The organism is Bacillus sp. FSL R5-0422, from assembly GCF_038610765.1.
GTDB lineage: Bacteria > Bacillota > Bacilli > Bacillales > Bacillaceae > Bacillus > Bacillus pumilus_O.
Genome location: NZ_CP152014.1, coordinates 1,275,634 through 1,292,344, shown reverse-complemented (window position 1 = coordinate 1,292,344; position 16,711 = coordinate 1,275,634). Strand labels below are relative to the sequence as shown.

Genomic DNA, 16,711 nt, shown 5'->3' with positions numbered 1-16,711 from the left:
TATGAAAATTATTTTGAAATTTTCATGATGTTTTCTTGACCAGCTTTGATTTCACCGGTTTTTTGAAGGTCAATAAATTGTCCTTCACTTAAGTTGGTAAATACAATTGGTGTCATTAAAGATGGTACTTCAGACTTAATTTTATCAATATCAACCACTAAGAGTTTTTGACCGATTTCTACTTGATCTCCCTCTTGTACAAATGCTTCAAACCCTTCTCCTTTGAGGCTGACCGTATCAATACCGAAGTGGATCAAGATTTCTAGTCCACCATCAGATTGCAGGCCAATTGCGTGTTTCGTTGGGAATACATTTAAGATCTTCCCTTTTACCGGTGAAACCACCGTTCCATCTGTTGGTAAGATGGCGAAACCGTCACCCATCATTTTCCCTGAGAATACTTGATCTGGTACATCTGTAATCGGATGAAGCTCCCCTGTAATTGGTGAAGCAAAGATTTCTTCACCTTGCTCATTTTGAAGCGGTTTTGCAATGACTTCTTCGACCTGCTGGCTGACTTCTTCTTTTGCAGAAGGGTCTTTCGCTGGACGAGGCGTGCGGCCTGCAATGATGTCCTGCATTTGTGTTTTTAAATTATCAGAGCGTGGTCCGAAGATGGCCTGGATGTTGTTTCCTACTTCAAGAACTCCTGAAGCACCAAGCTTTTTCAAACGGTCTTTATCCACTTTCTTCTGATCATTCACAGTAACACGTAAACGGGTAATACAAGCATCAAGGTGTTTAATGTTTTCTTGGTCACCCATTGCTTCAAGAATTTCATAAGGTAAGTCATTACCCTTTTCAGACTTAGCACTACTTGCATCGTCATCAGCTTCGTCTTCACGGCCTGGCGTTTTCAGATTAAATTTACGAATAGCAAATCTAAATCCGAAGTAATAAATAGCAGCAAGTACAAGACCAACTGGAATCACAAGCCACCAAGCGGTTCTGTTTGGCAAGATTCCGAATAAGAAGAAGTCAATTAACCCTCCTGAGAAGGTCATACCGATTTTCACGTTTAGAATATCCATTATCATAAAGGATAATCCAGCAAATACACAGTGGATTGCAAATAACACTGGTGCAACAAACAAGAATGAGAATTCAAGCGGTTCAGTAATCCCTGTTAGGAAAGAAGTCAGGGCTGCTGATCCCATAATTCCAGCGACAAGCTTTTTATTCTTTGGTTTTGCTTCATGGTAAATCGCAAGTGCTGCTGCTGGCAGACCAAACATCATGAACGGATATTTTCCTGTCATGAATGTACCAGCTGTGAGCTGAACACCATCTTTGATCTGTGCCATGAAGATACGCTGATCACCACGGATAATATCTCCTGATAAGCTCTTATAGCTAAAGAACTCATACCAAAATGGTGCGTAGAATATGTGATGCAAACCAAACGGAATTAATGAGCGTTCAATGACACCGAATACAAAGGCAGCAAGCGGCTCATTCGCTGCAAGCAGTCCTGTTGAGAACGAGTTCAGTGCCCCTTGAATTGGCGGCCAAATGACGAGCATCAAAAGCCCTAAAATAAGTGCTGAAATAGATGTTACGATTGGAACAAAACGTTTTCCAGCAAAGAAGCCAAGATATTGTGGGAGCTCAATTTTATAAAATTTATTAAACATATAAGCTGCCAATACCCCGACAATAATCCCGCCGAAGACGCCGGTAGACAAGGTCGGTATTCCGAGCATATTCACATATGCTGGATGGCTTTCCTTAAAAAACTTAGCCAATTTGATGGAATCGGATGGAATCGATCCATTGGCCATTAATACGGCACTCATTGTTACGTTCATAACTAGATAACCGATAATTGCGGCAATCCCTGCCACACCGTCTCCATTAGCAAGACCGATGGCAACCCCTACAGAAAATAAGAGCGGAAGATTCGAGAAGACAATGTTCCCTGCATTTTCCATGACACTTGCAACAAGCTGAATTGTATCATTGCTTAAAAATTGAGCTACATCAATCAGTTGCGGATTTTGCATCGCATTCCCAAGTGCTAGTAAAATACCAGCAGCAGGAAGGATCGCAACTGGAAGCATAAGTGCTCGTCCAATTTTTTGCAATACACCAAAAAGTGATTTAAACACTAGTTGAACCTCCTTTTATTTTCGCTTACAACATACATGCGGGACGCTCCTTGACATACATTTCATAGTTAACCGTTTACATTTCACTTTCAAACACAAAAAAAGGCATGGTGATATAAGGTTGCGCAAATAACAGGATCTTATCCTGTATTTACCTTAAGTCACTCATGCCTGATCGAATCAGTTACACGTTTCAAGGAAACTATGAAATTTTATTAGTCAATCTGTACAGATGAAGTGTCAGGTAGACAGCCTCTGCATCCTGTACAGGCTTTTTCAATGCATGTTGTAATATTTTGATCATTTTCCAAGCAGTATTGTAGCATAAAGGATATTCATTTTTCAATAGATGAAGCAATTTTTCTGGCTCCTCTAAAGATTCTTCCCGTTTAATACGCTCAATCGAAAATGTAATATGGCGCAATAAGCGTAAATAATGAATACTTTCTCTGTCTACTTTCATATGAAATGAATCTTCTATGACTTGGACCATTTGTGTGATGAGCTGCGAATGACGATTCACCTCAGATAATGGCCGATTCGTTAAAGCTGAGTGAATATGGAGCGCAATAAAACCAATCTCTCCTTCTGGCAGCTTTGTTTTGACATCAGGGCGTTTGTTAATTAGCTCAACAACTTCCTTTGCGACCTCATATTCTTTCGGATACAGCGACTTCGTCTCAAGCATAAAGGGATTGGTGATATCATACCCTTGCTGCACTCGCTTAAAACTAAAGGCAATATGGTCAGTCAGGGCAATATGAATATGCTCATTCAAACGGTGTCCCATTTTTTCTCGTATATGATAAATGACGTCATTGGCAAGCTCGATCATGTTCTCATCAATGTGGTGAAGCAGCTGTTTATATTCTGTTTGTTCCTTTGTATTTTTAAGGACAAACATTTTTTCAAATGTATCTTGATCGAGAACATCACCCGATTTTTTTCCGAAGCCGATCCCTTTCCCTATCAGAACTACTTCGCCCAAAGAAGGGTGACTTGCAATGATGACATTATTATTTAACGCTTTATCAACGGTGAAGGATTCCATGAACATCCCCACCTCCTTCTTAGTTCAATCCCTCTTATCGTACAAAACAGATGAAACGTGCGTCAACGAATTGTTTTTGAAAACGGTAGTTGATCGTTCGATCAGGCGAAATGGCAGCATTCTTTTCTCTGGTGCCTCCCCCTTTATGGCCTGGTCGAACAAGTCAAACGCTTCCTGTCCCATTCGTTTCAGCGGAATATCAATGCTGGAAATCCTAAGCGCCTCACTCAATTGATCATTTTGAAAGCCGAGTATGGCTGGAGATTCACCTACTTTGATATCATGACGTTGCGCCTCTAATAAAAAGCCTGCTGATACGTCATCATTTGTGATGAATAATGCTGTGGGGCGATTCTTCATCTTCTGCCACTCTGCAAATAATTGTTTTCCATCAAAAAGTGTTAGCTTCCCTTCAATGATCCATTCTTCATCAATCTCCTGCCCGAGCGATTGCATCATGTTTTGATAAGCTTGAAGGCGTGACTGGCTGTTTGTGCCTTCTATTCTGGCAAGGACAATCGCGATTCGCTGATGCCCGCATGCTGCTAAATGATGTAACCCTTCTTTAAATGCTTGATCATGCGCAATCGATACAGTTGAGCAGTTTTCACTTGGCACCGGGTGGCAAAAAATAATAGGCCCGAATTCCTGCCACCTTAAAATGTCTCGGTCACTTAATGCATTTGAGCAAAAGATTAATCCATCCACGCGGCGCTCTTTTAAACTCATCAATGCTTCTTTTTCTTTTAAAGGATCATATCCTGTTTGAAACAAAGAAAAATGCATACCGCGCGCCTGTGCTTTTTCTGCAATACCTGTGACAAGTCTGCTGAAATAAGAATGATCAATCGTTGGAAGAACGATGCCAAGCATATTTGAATAACCTTTGGCTAAATGAACAGCCTGAATGTTTCTCGTATATTTGAGCTCTTTCATCGCATCAAGAACACGTTCTCGTTTTTCTTCCTTGACATAAGGATGATGATTCAACACACGTGATACAGTTGTCACAGATACGCCCGCTCTTTTTGCAATCTCCCTTATGTTTGCCATTTTTTCTCCTACTTTCTCTTGATATGGTAAGCGTTTCATACTTTAAGATGTATGTGAGCTGAACAAATCACTGGATGGAAAGGGGAATTCAAGATGGGGTTCATCATATGGATTATATTATGTATGACTGTTTTGTTTTCTGCTCGTTTTGCACTACATCCTTTAGGAAAAGAACATAAAATCAAACCGTTTCAATCAATTGATGATTTTTTTGTTGATAAGGATCGAAAAGAGTGACAAAAAATCACGATGACACTTCCAAGACATGGACGTTCATCGTGATTTTTTTATTACTTGATAATCGTCAGCTCTTTCGGATAATTGGTTAAAGTGACTGGACCATCCGCTGTAATCAGTACATCATCTTCAATTCTGACGCCGCCTACTCCTGGGACATAGATTCCCGGTTCGATCGTATACACCATGCCTTCTTGGAGAAGATCATCATTTGCCTGGCTCATCGAAGGAAACTCATGAACAGACACCCCTAGACCATGTCCAAGGCGGTGAGGGAAATAGTCTCCATATCCAGCATCTGTGATCAGCCCGCGTGCTTTTAAGTCCAGGTCCCCAATTCTCACGCCCGGCTTACTCATTTCAAGTGCCGCCATTTCTGCCTTTAGGACGGTTTGATAGATGTCCTTTTGCTGATCAGAAGCTTCCTGATAGATGAATGTTCTTGTAATATCTGAGCAATAACCATCCACGATGACACCAAGGTCAAATAACACGAAGTCGCCTTTTTTTAAGGCTGCCTGTCCTGGATTTCCGTGAGGCTCTCCTGATTTTTCGCCAAAGAGAACCATCGTCGAAAAGGACATGCCTTGAATGCCTTTTTTCTTTAGCTCATATTCAATGACAGCGAGCACTTCTGTTTCGGTGATTCCTTCTTTTAAGGCGTTCACCCCAATTTTGACCCCTTCGTCTGCCAATTGAGCGGCTTTTTTCAGTGTAGCAATTTCAGATTCATCTTTAATCAGCCTTAACTGGTTGAGCTCTTCTTCTGCCCGGACAAAAGTTTCTGCCCCAGTGGCAGCTTGAAGCTGTTCTGCTCTTTGAAGCGGAATCGACTCTTTTTCAATTGCAAGTCGAGTTGCTCTTACACCGCGTTTTTCGACTGCTGACTGAATGAAATCAAATGGATTCTCATGGTCTTCATAACCAATGATATCGCCTGACCACCCAGCATTTTTCGCCTGTTCGACTTCCATTTTAGGCAAAATAAAAAATGGATCTGCCTCTTGAAACACAAACAACCCCATGACTCTTTCATGCGGCTCTGTGAAGTATCCAGATAGATAAAACACATTTTCCTTTGTATGTATAAATGCACCTTGAATGTCTTTTTCCTTTAGCCAAGAAGACATGCTGTTCATTCGGTTCATCGTCATCCTCCTCACACGTTTTACTACTGATCTATTGTATCAGTTTTTGCTGTATTTCGCACAAAAGCGCACTGGCAGAAGCCAAGTGCGCTATGATGATTTGCTTAAGATGCACGAAGTAAACGCAGTCCATTTAAAATGACCAAAATCGTACTTCCTTCATGCCCGATGACGCCAAACGGTAAATCAAGCACTTGTAAGAAGTTCGCACAAATTAACAAACAAATCACCGTTAATGAGAAAATAATATTTTGCTTAATGATTCGATTCATCTTTCTTGAAAGACGAATCATCTTTGTTAAGTTATTTAAATTGTTTTTCATTAAGATCAAATCTGCTGTTTCTAAGGCCACGTCTGTGCCCCCGCCCATCGCAACCCCCACATCTGCTGTGGCAAGTGCCGGTGCATCATTGATTCCGTCTCCTACCATGATGATCGAGTTTCCTTGTTTTTTAAGTTGATTGACCTCATGGACCTTTTCATCTGGCAGACACTCAGCAACAACTGTTTGGATGCCGGCTTCCTGCGCAATGGCTTCAGCCGTTTTTTGCTGATCTCCTGTTAGCATGACGGTTTGGATACCTAAATCATTCAGCTCTTGAATCATTTTCTTCGCTTCAGGTCTAATTTGATCCTTAAGGCCAAGGCACCCAACGACTTCTTGATCCTTTTGAACATACACCACTGTAAATCCTTTTTCAGAAAGTTGCTCACCAGCTTCTTCAATCTCGCTGTCCATTGGAGCCTTGCCTGCAAAGTCTTTCTTCCCAATCCGCCACGTTTCACCATTCAATTGTGCCTTTACACCAAAACCAGAGGTTTCTTCAATGGTGACATGAGCTGATTTTTCTATTTGTTGCTCTTGTGCCATATCAGATATTGCTTTCGCTAATGGATGGTTTGATTGACTTTCAATTTGATAAAGCGCCTGATAAAAAGCAGCTTCTTCTTGTCCTTTAGCAATCACCACTTGTTCTACAGCTGGCTTTCCGCTTGTAATCGTCCCCGTTTTGTCAAAAGCAATCATGCTACTTGTGCCGAGCTTTTCTAAAAAGACGCTCCCTTTGACAAGCATTCCGTTTCTTGCACCGTTTGAGATCAGTGACAAAGCAGCTGGCATAATAGATGCCACAAGGGCACAAGGTGAGGCTACGACCATAAACACCATGGCCCGGTAGAAGGTTTCACTCATACTCCAGCCTAGTACAAAGTGAGGCAGCACCATTAAAATCGCAACCGTGATCAATACACCTTTTACATATGCCCCTTCGAATTTTTCAATAAATGCCTGGCTTGGCGACACACTTTCTTGAGCCGATTCGACAAGTTTAATTATTTTATGGAAAAGCGTTTCTTCATTATGTTTGGTGACTTCTACTGTTAAAGAACCGTTTAAGTTCACTGTTCCTGCAAATACGTCTTCGCCTTGCCCTTTTTCCTGTGGCACAGACTCGCCCGTGAGCGCAGATTCATCTACACTTGTTCTTCCGTTTAAAATCACACCATCTGCAGCAATACGTTCCCCAGCTTTGATCATGATACGATCACCTGGTGTTAATGATGAAGCAGCGATTTGAATAGTCGTGCCATCTTCTTCAATTAAAGTCGCTTCATCAGGTGCGATGCTCATTAAAGCTGTTAAATCCTTCTTACTTTTATTTGATGTATACGTTTCAAGCGCACCACTTAGTGAGAAAATAAAAATTAAGATCGCGCCCTCTGCCCAGTATCCAATGATCGCTGAGCCTATGGCTGCAAAAATCATTAACAGTTCAACATTCAAGCTTTTAGACGAAATGGTTTCTTCAATTCCTTCTTTCGCCTTTGCAAAACCTCCAATAATAAACGCAAGGATAAATAAAGGAATACTCCACATGGTCTCATCCTTTAACATCCATCCAATCAAAATGAGAATCCCCGCGATACCTGCTGCTATTAATTCTCCGTGCTGTGCCCATTGATGAAGGGACCATTTCGATTCCTTTTGATTTGTTGTTTGATCAAGTGCTGCATTCTCATTCATGATTGTTTTCTCCTCTCTAATTGATAATGATTTTCACATCATCAATCGTTACCCGTTTCCTTTTTCCATCTATATTTTCTACTATTTCAAGCTTTTTATAGGTCTGTCATTCATTATAACAGGTTCTGATCAATTTTCAATTAATAATTATTATAATTTCTTCTTGATAATAATTATCATTATTGTTGTAGGTTATTCCATCTCTTCTGAGCACAGTTTATTCAGATGAAAAGCAATTGAACACAAAAAAGAACCAAAGGAATGAGCCTTGGTTCTTGAAATAAGGTTTCTTTCTAAAAGTTCGTCCACTCTTTGATTTGTTTTTTCGTTAGTGGACCTACATGATTTTTCACTATTTCCCCTTTTTCATTTATCAAAAAGGTGGTTGGTATGGTGATGATTTGGTATTTCTTCATCATGTCCCCTCGCTCATCTAGTACGACCGGGAATGTAAATTTTTTGTCTTTTACAAATTGAGCAACCGCATGTTTACTTTGTTCAGCACCTAGTAAATTCACTGTTAAGATATCAACATCACTCTGATTTTCTTTTACGATCTGATCAAATACTGGCAGCTCCATTTTGCAGGACGGGCACCATGTTGTCCAAAAATGCAAAATGGTCTTTTTTCCTTTTGGCGGAATCATCTGCGTTTCACCAGTTAATGTAGGAGCCTCTATCCTTGGCGCCTTAACGGGCTCTTTCGCTTCAGCCTCGCTGCCTATGAGTAATAGAAGCAGGGTCATCATAAGAAGACTGGCGGGTAGATATTTACGATTCATGAGGATCTTCCTTCCCAGTTTTCTTATAGCTTGCCCGCTCGTGGAAGAGGGCATTCATGCTTTTTTCATTCTAAGAAACACGGAAACACCGAGCTCCTTACAAATCGTCGCATAATGCAGGGCAGTCAAGAGGAGCATGCCCGTATTCATCCCTAATATCACTCCCATCATATTTAAGCTTTCAATTGATCCAAGAAAATACACCATTGAAAACGAGACGATATGCACCCATATATTATGTAGGAACACATCTTTAATGAGTCCCATACCGATTAAGCACGCTTGAAATGGCATCACAAACAGGTGGCATAAAAAGTACGGCCAAAGCAGCTGTAAGTAGACAGCAGCTTGCGGTGAATCAAAAAAGAGCTGTGTGAGCGGATAAGCAAAATAATACATCACCATGACTGCCGGTACGCCGTATCCAAATGTAATGAGAATCGCCTGCCTGACACGTTTCTTCACGAGATCATACTGACCTAAAGCATAGGCTTCAGAGACACTCGGAATCATCACAATCATGATGGAATGAGCGATAAATGCCGGAAAAAAACCGATCGACATCGCGACACCAGCCAGCATGCCGTAATGATCAACAGCAAGTGTGCCAGAAATGCCTGCGGCAATAAGTGCGCCTTTGATTAAAAACGGTTCTATGGCATTGGCAATCGCATGAAAAATCCGCATGCCCGTTGTCGGAATAGAGACGGCTAATAAACGCTTTCTCACGTCAACCCCTCTTAATTCAACAGACCTGACATGGACAGCATTTTTCGCCATGACGTATTGGGAGTATAAATAAATAAAAACGACGAGATCACTCGCGACAATGACACCGATGGCAATGAGAACCGCAGTTTCAATATCAAACGAGTACCAATGAAAGAACAAAAACAAACAGATAAGCTGGATCGTTTTCTTCAGCATATTCGCCAGGGCGATTCTGCCCATTTGCTGCTTTCCCATAAAATAGCCGCGTGCGATCGAGGTAAACGCAATGATTGGAATAAGAGACAGCACAAGCCCTTTCATGAGCGGATGATACGACTGAAACACAGGAATGAACGGCAAGACAATCGCAGCGATCCCTGTTGTTGTACATGTCACTACGAGCGTCATTTTAAATGCATGGCGGAGCATACTTTTATGGAGCCGCTCATGCGATTCTGCAATGAATTTAGAAATAGAGACTGGCAGCTCTAAGCTGGCAATCACAAGGACAAGCATAATGATTGGAAGGATACTCATATATAGACCCATTCCATGTTCTCCAAGCTCTCTCGCTAAAATCATATTGACTAAAAACTCTATACACTCCGCAATAAAAGCTGCAACAGATAGCAGAATGACCCCTTTTACAAATCGATTCATGTAGCCTCCCCTTTATCTAAAGCAAATTCTTTTCACATTCTATGAGACAAGTCCTGAAAATATTTTGATAAATGAAGACAAAAAAAAGAGCAATCTAATTGATCGCTTCAGATTGTTGACAAAGGGCTAAAATGATCTTTATTTTAGCCCTTTGTCTTCTTTTCAGCGTGATAGAAAACCTTTGAAGTCTAGGAAGGACGAGCATCGGAGCGGAGCGAATTTGACATTCGTGAGCACCGAAGCACAGACCTGACAACGAATGCGAGGGTTTGTCTACACGCTGGAGCGATCTAATTGATCGCTTCATTTCTTTATACGGCAAATACGTGACGACCGATACGTTCTACAATTTTGCGAGAACGAATCCAGTTATCTGTTGCCGTTTTAGGATTATAAAAATAAATGGCTTTTGTTGTTCTGTCATGTTCTTTCACTACTTGTTTCACAGCTTTAACAGAATCTTGATCTGCTTTATCATGAATACTTCCATTCGATACTGGCTGGAAAGCATTTCGCTGATATATCACACCTTTGACACTGTCAGGAAAAGAGCGATGTTCCACCCTGTTTAAGACGACGCTTGCTACAGCTTTTTTACCTGCGTAAGATTCACCTTTCGCTTCAGCATGTACCAATCGTGAGAGCAGCTCCATTTCTTCATTAGAATAACGTTTGGCGCTTTCCTCATTCGTCGTTTCTGATTTTACTCTTTTCTTCTGCTTAGGTTTTGAAAACTTTTCTTCTGTAGACGTACTTAGCATTTTGACTTTCGGCTGACGCTTCTCCTCTGAAAATGCTGGGATGACTTGATCGTGATCATCTTGATTTATATATGAAAGCTCATGCTTAACAGGTGCTTGTGAAAGTTCGTGACTTAATGTGCCTTGCTGCTCTTGGATGTTCTCCATCTTCATGGCTGCAACCAGCATTAGGATGACAAAAAGAGCTGTATGAATTTTAATCATTCGCCTCATTCCTCCTTTAATTAAAGTAGGCGGTAAGATACTTGTCCACTCTAACAAGAGCTTCTTCTATTTTCACCCACAAAGATTTTCATGCCTGTCCAAATTCCGTTATTAAATGGCATGTCCTAGTTGAATTGCGTATCAACTGGAATTGTTAGCGCTTAAAAAGGTCTATTTTCCGCCTATAATCATCCTTATGCACCTGATTATGGGTTATTACATTTTCTTTTCACATGTATCAAGACCATTTGAAGTGTGACAAAAGAACTAAAATAAAAAAGCTTTCTCTCATTCATGAGAGAAAGCTTTAGCTTCTTGCTTCTGTAAGATATTCAAAAATAACATCTCCACCATGTTTCGCAATCCCGCGAAAATGCTTAAAATCATCTTGATTCACCAAGATCGAACGAAACGTTAAAAAATCATCTTTTTGGATGGTTACTTGCTTTTCTGTCCCATTTCGTAACGATTCAAGTATTGTGAGGATTTGTTCTTCCGTCAAAAAAACCGCTCCTTTACAGCCATCATCAAATATTAAATATACCATCCGTTAGGTAAGCATACAACGAAAACGAAACAAAAACGTCTTTATCCTTTACATTGGTATGAAAATATTGCAAAATACTTTTTAATAGGGAATGAAATCTGTTTTTAAAGGAGAGGGATCGGTTGAAGATTGCAAAAATTGGAAATGTGATCGAATTTAGAAATGGTTTAACAGGTGTAGTTGAAAAAGTGAACGAAAACTCTGTCATTGTAGATGTCACCATTATGGACAACTATAGAGATTTAGAACTGGATTCACTAACAGTCGTTAATCATAAAAACTATAAAATCATCAAAGACTCCGTACATTAATTTGCAATCCTCAATTCAGACTATTGATACATACGTAAATACGAAGCAAATCATTTATTTTTGAAATGGTAAATAGTATTTCAGACAACCTTCTATTTTTATAAAGTGATGAAATGCAGTATTAGCTCTAGATAGGAGAAACTAAAATGCAAAATTCAAATGATATCATTGTGCGTTTTGGGAATATGGAAGACGCTGAAACTACTTTAGACATACAGTCATCAGTGATTGCTGAATCAGATTATTTACTTACAACGCCTGAAGAAAACAAAAAAACCCTTTTAGAACACAAGGCTTGGATACAAAAAAGAATAGAGAACGATAACGAAACGTACATAGTTGCTCAAAAAGACGGAAAAGTCATTGGGTTTATAGCATTTGAAAATGGATCAAATAGAAAAAGAACTGCCCACACAGGTTCATTCGGTTTGTTGGTTCATAAGAACTTTAGAGGTTTAGGCGTAGGGGAAGTGTTGCTAACAGCGTTATTAGATTGGGCAGAAAAGAACCCTTCTATCGAAAAGGTTAGTTTAGCCGTATTCTCTACAAATCAAAAAGCTATTTCTTTATACAAAAAGATGGGCTTCAGAGAAGAAGGACGTAAAATAAAAGAATTTAAAATAAGTGAACATGAATACTGGGATGATGTTTTAATGTATAAACTTGTTTAATAGCATAAAAATAAATGCAGAAAAAAGGACATAGCATACAATTTGTTATGTCCTTTTGTTATTATTTCATCTGTATGAGTGTCAGTCTTTTTGCGTATGAAAGGTTTGCATTTCCGCTTTCGTTTTGTACATATCAACTTCCTCTGGGGTGATAACGCCTTTATCGATCAAAAGTGCAATCACTCCAAGCAATGTGGAGGCACTCCATTTATATCGTTCTTTGTTTTGATGTTCGAGCATTTGTAGCTCTTCTTTTAGCTCCATCAGCAGCTTCTCTGTCTTTTCTTCATTGTTTGCCAACTCAAACGCCTCCGTTATTCGTTCATTGCCCCTATTTTATCTCAAAGCAAATAAAATAAGCAAAAAAACACAATCTGCCTTTACAAACATACGTTCTGTCATGTATAATAAATTTACGAGCTGGTAGCCCCCAGCCGTCCTAGCAAGTTCTATTCCCATTTTTATGAGGAGAGCGACATGACTCTTCTCTTTTTTTATCACTTCATTCTGATCCATCCCTTTTAAACCTATAAAAAAAGACATGCATTAGGCATGTCTCAGATTGTTGACAAAGTGCTAAAATGATCTTGATTTTAGCACTTGGTCTTCTTTTCAGCGTGATAGAAAACCTTTGCAGTCATAGGAAGGACGAGTACTGGAGCGGAGCGAATTTGACATTCGTGAGCACCAGCACCGCAGGACTGACAAAGAATGCGAGGGTTTGTCTACACGCTGAAAGACATGTCATTAGGCATGTCTTTTTCTTTATTAGCGATTATCAATCGTTTCAGGATACATATCATGGTTCATCATACGATATGACGCCATTTCTTCATATTTGGTACCAGGTTTTCCATAGTTTGTGTACGGGTCAATTGAAATACCGCCTCTTGGAGTAAATTTGCCCCATACTTCAATGTATCTTGGATCCATCAATTCAATAAGATCGTTCATAATAATATTCATACAATCCTCATGGAAATCACCATGGTTACGGAAGCTGAACAAATACAATTTTAATGATTTACTTTCGACCATGATTTCGTTTGGAATATAGCTGATATAAACTGTCGCAAAATCCGGCTGACCTGTTTGCGGACAAAGTGACGTAAATTCTGGGCAGTTAAATTTCACAAAATAATCTCTATTTGTATGTTTATTAGGAAATGTTTCAAGCACTTGCGGTGCATAATCAAACAAATAATTGGTTCCTTGATTTCCTAGTAAAGTGACGCCTTCTAATTCTTCTGGTTTTCTTGTCGTCATGTCATCTCTTCCTTTCTATACGCCTCGTTTATTTCCCCACAATAATGTGTGAAGCTGCGGCAGAACTCTTACGCGATTTAAGTCTGGGTCTTGCGCTACTTGATCAACAAGCGCTTCATATTTCTTTAATAAATGCGTCAATAAGTACGCATCATCACCTGTTGTCGTGTCATCATTTCCTACTTGCAAATAAAAAGGAAGCTCTGGATATTTCGCATGAACATCCTTTGCATAGGCTAAATCATGATCGTCAAAAATGACGACCTTCAGGCTTGCATGCTCTAATCTATTTCCGTTTTTCAGCTCATCTATGATACGTGTGAGTTTCGCGAAATCTGTTTTCATATTTGAGCTTGGCGGCTTCGGAGAAATCGTTAAATCATCAATTTTCAAAAACCAGTCCTGATACATTGTCCCTTGTGTTTCAAGCGCTGTATCAATTCCTTCTTCGTGAAGCAAATCAATGAGTGATTCCATTTGTTTTAAAAGCGCAGGGTTCCCCCCTGAAATGGTGACATGAGAAAAAGCTTGTCCACCTATTCTTTTTAATTCTTTGAGAATGTCTTCTGCGTGAAGCCACTGAATGTCTTGCTTTGCTGAACCATCCCAAGTAAAGGCGGAATCACACCAGCTGCAAGAGTAGTCACAGCCAGCCGTTCTGACAAACATGGTTTTTTGTCCAATCACCATCCCTTCTCCTTGAATGGTCGGACCAAAGATCTCTAGTACAGGAATCGCCTTAGCCATTGTGCTCAACTCGTTTCGGCCGGTAAATGCAGTAGCTTGTTGGTGTCTCCCTCACAAAGACCTGAACACATACCGGTTTATTTGCTAAAGTCGATAAATAATCTGCGACTTTGTCATGGACTGTCTTTGCCACAACCTCTGTAGTAGGCATCGCGTATGGATTGGTTGATGAGAATTCCTCATGATCATTCAGCAGTGTGTGATCATACTGTCCATGAATAAGTTTTTTCAGTGTACTGAAATTGACAAGGAAACCCGAATCATCTAGTTCATCTCCAGCAATGGTTATATTGATGGTGTACGTATGACCATGTACACGGCTGCAAGCACCTGCATCTTCTCTTGGGATGAAATGGGCAGCTGATATATGCATATCTTTATTCAATTCAAATGAGTATGGATGATTCGTTTGTGGATAGATTTGAGAAAGCATTTATTTTGCCTCCTTCATTTCCATGTACGTGTCATAGCCCTTTTTCCGAAGTTTACACGCAGGACATTCCCCGCAGCCATCAGAAATGATGCCATTATAGCAAGTGAGTGTTTCATTTTTCACAAAATCTAGTGCATTCAGCTCGTCTGCCAATTTCCATGTTTCTGCTTTATTGAGCCACATAAGTGGCGTATGGATGACAAATGGTTTTTCCATCGCCAAATTTACTGTGACATTACATGACTTTACAAACTCGTCACGGCAATCTGGATAGCCGCTAAAGTCTGTCTCGCATACACCTGTGATAATATGTCTTGCTCCGATTTGATATGCAAGAATAGAAGCAAAGGATAAGAACACTAAGTTTCTTCCTGGTACAAACGTGGAAGGCAGCTCTCCTTCTTTTTCTTCAATATCAATGTCATCTCTTGTTAAAGCATTTGGTGCCAGCTGATTCAAAAGTGACATATCTAATAGATGATTCTTCACACCTAACTTATCCGCAATTCTTTTGGCGACATCAATTTCTTCTTGATGACGCTGATTATAATGAAAGGTCACGGTTTCTACCTCTTCGAATTGTTGAAGTGCCCATAATAAACATGTTGTACTGTCTTGTCCCCCGCTAAAGACAACGACTGCTTTTTCATTTTTCATCTTCTGTTCTCCTCCTTTTGCAGATCTATACCATCGTACAAAGCTGCATCTGAAAGGCTCATGAAAACCCCTATTTTTCTCAAAAGAAAAGACACCTTTACATGTGTATGAGGTGTCCCAGCCATAAAAAATAAAAAATGCCACATCCAAGGATACGGCAAGTCCTTAGTTTTTTATAGAGGGTTTTGCTAGAACCTCTCCCGTTTACACGGATTTTTGTTCAATTTTCACAGAGGATAGTGTACCACATATTTGTCATGCAGGCTATCCCTTCTTTACTTATCTAAAGAGGCAGGCACTTTTTTGAGAAAAAGAAAGAGGATAAAAAAGATGCTCACATAGCCAAAAATAGGATAAACCGTTGATATCAATGTACCGTAACCAATTTTACTTATCACATAGCAGCATAAGAGAATAAGGGATATCGTCAAGACACTGTTCATTCGTATATACGCCCTCACTTGTCTCTCAAGTCCATATAAATTGCCTATGACAGATGTAAAAACTTCGCCGAAAATCACAAATAAATAAATGAGGTGTATGGAATTTGCTACTTGATACACGACCTGTGCCATTGGAATATCAAACGCCTCCAGCATATCTAATGAAGAAAGAGATAAAAAGCATACGAATAAAATAACTGTCAGCATGATGCCCCCAAGCACAGCTCCCTTTTTAATCACCGCTTCAGAGGTCATTTCATTTGCGACGGGCACTAAAACGGCTTGAGAAAGTGCCAAATTAAAAGCACCATATGAGATAGCTGATAAAATCCACTCTCCCTCACCCATTTGCAAGGCAAGAACATAACTATCACTACTGCTAAAAACGAATGAATCAAGAAACACGATCAATGAAAAGAAAATAAGCATTGGGACGACGAGAACATTCACACCAAATAATCCTTTTGATCCTTTCAAAAGCACAATCACACTCAGAATGATTGTTAAAAAGATCCCATATTCCTTCGATATGCCAAGCTGCTCTTCAAATATAGCACCTGCGCCAGAAATCATCACTGAAGTGACGCCTAGTAAAATAAAAAACATGACGACATTAATATATCGACTGGCAGCTGCGCCAAATAAAAACCGGTTCATATCTTGATAAGACTCTGCTTCAATTCGTTTCGAAATGAGCATCATTTTTGCCCCAAGTCCAGTAAAAATAGCGCCGCTAATCAAGATTCCGAATAATCCAATCCAGCCAAAACGAACAAAAAATTCTACGATTTCTTTTCCGGTCGCAAACCCAGCTCCAACCACTGTTCCTACATATACAAAGGCAAGCTGAAAAGCGGATTCATTTGAACGTTTCATGTGACCCCTCCGCACCCATCA

Annotated in this window: 18 protein-coding genes and 1 riboswitch; of the genes, 3 read left to right on the top strand and 15 right to left on the bottom strand. The window is 40.0% G+C overall.

The window, feature by feature from the left end:
* Positions 1 to 8: 8 nt before the first annotated feature.
* The 3 genes from ptsG to MKX52_RS06465 form a co-directional block, all read right to left on the bottom strand.
* The gene (gene ptsG / locus MKX52_RS06475; protein ID WP_342491696.1) at positions 9 to 2,108 is read right to left on the bottom strand and encodes a glucose-specific PTS transporter subunit IIBC; all 2,100 of its coding nucleotides are present in this window, start codon (positions 2,106 to 2,108) and stop codon (positions 9 to 11) included.
* A gap of 202 nt (positions 2,109 to 2,310) precedes the next feature.
* Entirely contained in the window at positions 2,311 to 3,165 is an 855-nt protein-coding gene (locus tag MKX52_RS06470; RefSeq protein WP_088004300.1) for a transcription antiterminator, read from the bottom strand.
* A gap of 18 nt (positions 3,166 to 3,183) precedes the next feature.
* Entirely contained in the window at positions 3,184 to 4,212 is a 1,029-nt protein-coding gene (locus MKX52_RS06465; RefSeq protein ID WP_251183619.1) for a LacI family DNA-binding transcriptional regulator, read from the bottom strand.
* A gap of 93 nt (positions 4,213 to 4,305) precedes the next feature.
* Here MKX52_RS06465 and MKX52_RS06460 point away from each other — a divergent pair, with 93 nt between their 5' ends.
* Positions 4,306 to 4,449 (top strand): hypothetical protein, encoded by a 144-nt coding sequence (locus tag MKX52_RS06460; RefSeq protein WP_162900848.1) that lies wholly within the window; start codon positions 4,306 to 4,308, stop codon positions 4,447 to 4,449.
* 53 nt (positions 4,450 to 4,502) lie between these two features.
* On the opposite strand, the gene MKX52_RS06455 is transcribed toward MKX52_RS06460, so the two are convergent.
* The 6 genes from MKX52_RS06455 to MKX52_RS06430 all read right to left on the bottom strand — a co-directional run bounded on the left by MKX52_RS06455 (position 4,503) and on the right by MKX52_RS06430 (position 11,241).
* Positions 4,503 to 5,597 carry a Xaa-Pro peptidase family protein gene (locus MKX52_RS06455; protein WP_088004302.1) on the bottom strand — a complete coding sequence of 365 codons (1,095 nt, stop codon included), beginning with the start codon at positions 5,595 to 5,597 and terminating at the stop codon, positions 4,503 to 4,505.
* Positions 5,598 to 5,701: 104 nt separating this feature from the next.
* Positions 5,702 to 7,621: a heavy metal translocating P-type ATPase gene (locus MKX52_RS06450; protein WP_342491695.1), complete on the bottom strand. Its 1,920-nt coding sequence runs from the start codon at positions 7,619 to 7,621 to the stop codon at positions 5,702 to 5,704.
* Positions 7,622 to 7,914: 293 nt separating this feature from the next.
* Positions 7,915 to 8,403, bottom strand: coding sequence for an endospore biogenesis thiol-disulfide oxidoreductase StoA (gene stoA, locus MKX52_RS06445; protein ID WP_012009754.1), 489 nt, complete (start codon positions 8,401 to 8,403; stop codon positions 7,915 to 7,917).
* Positions 8,404 to 8,457: 54 nt separating this feature from the next.
* Positions 8,458 to 9,774 (bottom strand): polysaccharide biosynthesis protein, encoded by a 1,317-nt coding sequence (locus tag MKX52_RS06440; RefSeq protein ID WP_342491694.1) that lies wholly within the window; start codon positions 9,772 to 9,774, stop codon positions 8,458 to 8,460.
* A 311-nt stretch (positions 9,775 to 10,085) separates the two neighbouring features.
* Positions 10,086 to 10,739: a cell wall hydrolase gene (locus MKX52_RS06435; RefSeq protein WP_342491693.1), complete on the bottom strand. Its 654-nt coding sequence runs from the start codon at positions 10,737 to 10,739 to the stop codon at positions 10,086 to 10,088.
* A 307-nt stretch (positions 10,740 to 11,046) separates the two neighbouring features.
* Positions 11,047 to 11,241: a hypothetical protein gene (locus tag MKX52_RS06430; RefSeq protein WP_119124767.1), complete on the bottom strand. Its 195-nt coding sequence runs from the start codon at positions 11,239 to 11,241 to the stop codon at positions 11,047 to 11,049.
* Positions 11,242 to 11,408: 167 nt separating this feature from the next.
* Here MKX52_RS06430 and MKX52_RS06425 point away from each other — a divergent pair, with 167 nt between their 5' ends.
* Positions 11,409 to 11,597, top strand: a complete 189-nt coding sequence (locus tag MKX52_RS06425; protein ID WP_003211747.1) for a DUF2187 family protein — start codon at positions 11,409 to 11,411, stop codon at positions 11,595 to 11,597.
* Positions 11,598 to 11,743: 146 nt separating this feature from the next.
* Positions 11,744 to 12,268, top strand: a complete 525-nt coding sequence (locus MKX52_RS06420; protein ID WP_119124766.1) for a GNAT family N-acetyltransferase — start codon at positions 11,744 to 11,746, stop codon at positions 12,266 to 12,268.
* Between the two features lie 81 nt (positions 12,269 to 12,349).
* Here the strand turns inward: MKX52_RS06420 and MKX52_RS06415 are convergent, their stop codons facing one another.
* The 6 genes from MKX52_RS06415 to MKX52_RS06390 all read right to left on the bottom strand — a co-directional run bounded on the left by MKX52_RS06415 (position 12,350) and on the right by MKX52_RS06390 (position 16,690).
* The gene (locus MKX52_RS06415) at positions 12,350 to 12,568 is read right to left on the bottom strand and encodes a hypothetical protein (protein WP_012009749.1); all 219 of its coding nucleotides are present in this window, start codon (positions 12,566 to 12,568) and stop codon (positions 12,350 to 12,352) included.
* A 468-nt stretch (positions 12,569 to 13,036) separates the two neighbouring features.
* A complete protein-coding gene (queF, locus tag MKX52_RS06410; protein WP_003211403.1) occupies positions 13,037 to 13,534 on the bottom strand; it encodes a preQ(1) synthase in 498 nt (165 codons plus the stop codon).
* Between the two features lie 15 nt (positions 13,535 to 13,549).
* Complete coding sequence (gene queE / locus MKX52_RS06405) at positions 13,550 to 14,281, bottom strand: 7-carboxy-7-deazaguanine synthase QueE (RefSeq protein ID WP_144459680.1); 732 nt, start codon at positions 14,279 to 14,281, stop codon at positions 13,550 to 13,552.
* Positions 14,274 to 14,714 carry a 6-carboxytetrahydropterin synthase QueD gene (gene queD / locus MKX52_RS06400; protein WP_012009746.1) on the bottom strand — a complete coding sequence of 147 codons (441 nt, stop codon included), beginning with the start codon at positions 14,712 to 14,714 and terminating at the stop codon, positions 14,274 to 14,276. The genes queE and queD overlap by 8 nt, the downstream gene beginning before the upstream one ends.
* Positions 14,715 to 15,371, bottom strand: a complete 657-nt coding sequence (gene queC / locus MKX52_RS06395; protein WP_012009745.1) for a 7-cyano-7-deazaguanine synthase QueC — start codon at positions 15,369 to 15,371, stop codon at positions 14,715 to 14,717.
* 159 nt (positions 15,372 to 15,530) lie between these two features.
* Positions 15,531 to 15,575: riboswitch (PreQ1 riboswitch) on the bottom strand.
* A gap of 71 nt (positions 15,576 to 15,646) precedes the next feature.
* Positions 15,647 to 16,690, bottom strand: coding sequence for a hypothetical protein (locus tag MKX52_RS06390; RefSeq protein WP_342491692.1), 1,044 nt, complete (start codon positions 16,688 to 16,690; stop codon positions 15,647 to 15,649).
* Positions 16,691 to 16,711: the final 21 nt, after the last annotated feature.

Excerpts from the sequence above, each read along its gene's own strand:
- MKX52_RS06470 (WP_088004300.1), bottom strand. The coding sequence starts at position 3,165 with ATGTTCATGGAATCCTTCACCGTTGATAAAGCGTTAAATAATAATGTC.
- MKX52_RS06465 (WP_251183619.1), bottom strand. The coding sequence starts at position 4,212 with ATGGCAAACATAAGGGAGATTGCAAAAAGAGCGGGCGTATCTGTGACA.
- MKX52_RS06460 (WP_162900848.1), top strand. The coding sequence starts at position 4,306 with ATGGGGTTCATCATATGGATTATATTATGTATGACTGTTTTGTTTTCT.
- MKX52_RS06455 (WP_088004302.1), bottom strand. The coding sequence starts at position 5,597 with ATGAACCGAATGAACAGCATGTCTTCTTGGCTAAAGGAAAAAGACATT.
- MKX52_RS06450 (WP_342491695.1), bottom strand. The coding sequence starts at position 7,621 with ATGAATGAGAATGCAGCACTTGATCAAACAACAAATCAAAAGGAATCG.
- stoA (WP_012009754.1), bottom strand. The coding sequence starts at position 8,403 with ATGAATCGTAAATATCTACCCGCCAGTCTTCTTATGATGACCCTGCTT.
- MKX52_RS06440 (WP_342491694.1), bottom strand. The coding sequence starts at position 9,774 with ATGAATCGATTTGTAAAAGGGGTCATTCTGCTATCTGTTGCAGCTTTT.
- MKX52_RS06435 (WP_342491693.1), bottom strand. The coding sequence starts at position 10,739 with ATGATTAAAATTCATACAGCTCTTTTTGTCATCCTAATGCTGGTTGCA.
- MKX52_RS06420 (WP_119124766.1), top strand. The coding sequence starts at position 11,744 with ATGCAAAATTCAAATGATATCATTGTGCGTTTTGGGAATATGGAAGAC.
- queF (WP_003211403.1), bottom strand. The coding sequence starts at position 13,534 with ATGACGACAAGAAAACCAGAAGAATTAGAAGGCGTCACTTTACTAGGA.
- queE (WP_144459680.1), bottom strand. The coding sequence starts at position 14,281 with ATGGCTAAGGCGATTCCTGTACTAGAGATCTTTGGTCCGACCATTCAA.
- queD (WP_012009746.1), bottom strand. The coding sequence starts at position 14,714 with ATGCTTTCTCAAATCTATCCACAAACGAATCATCCATACTCATTTGAA.
- queC (WP_012009745.1), bottom strand. The coding sequence starts at position 15,371 with ATGAAAAATGAAAAAGCAGTCGTTGTCTTTAGCGGGGGACAAGACAGT.
- MKX52_RS06390 (WP_342491692.1), bottom strand. The coding sequence starts at position 16,690 with ATGAAACGTTCAAATGAATCCGCTTTTCAGCTTGCCTTTGTATATGTA.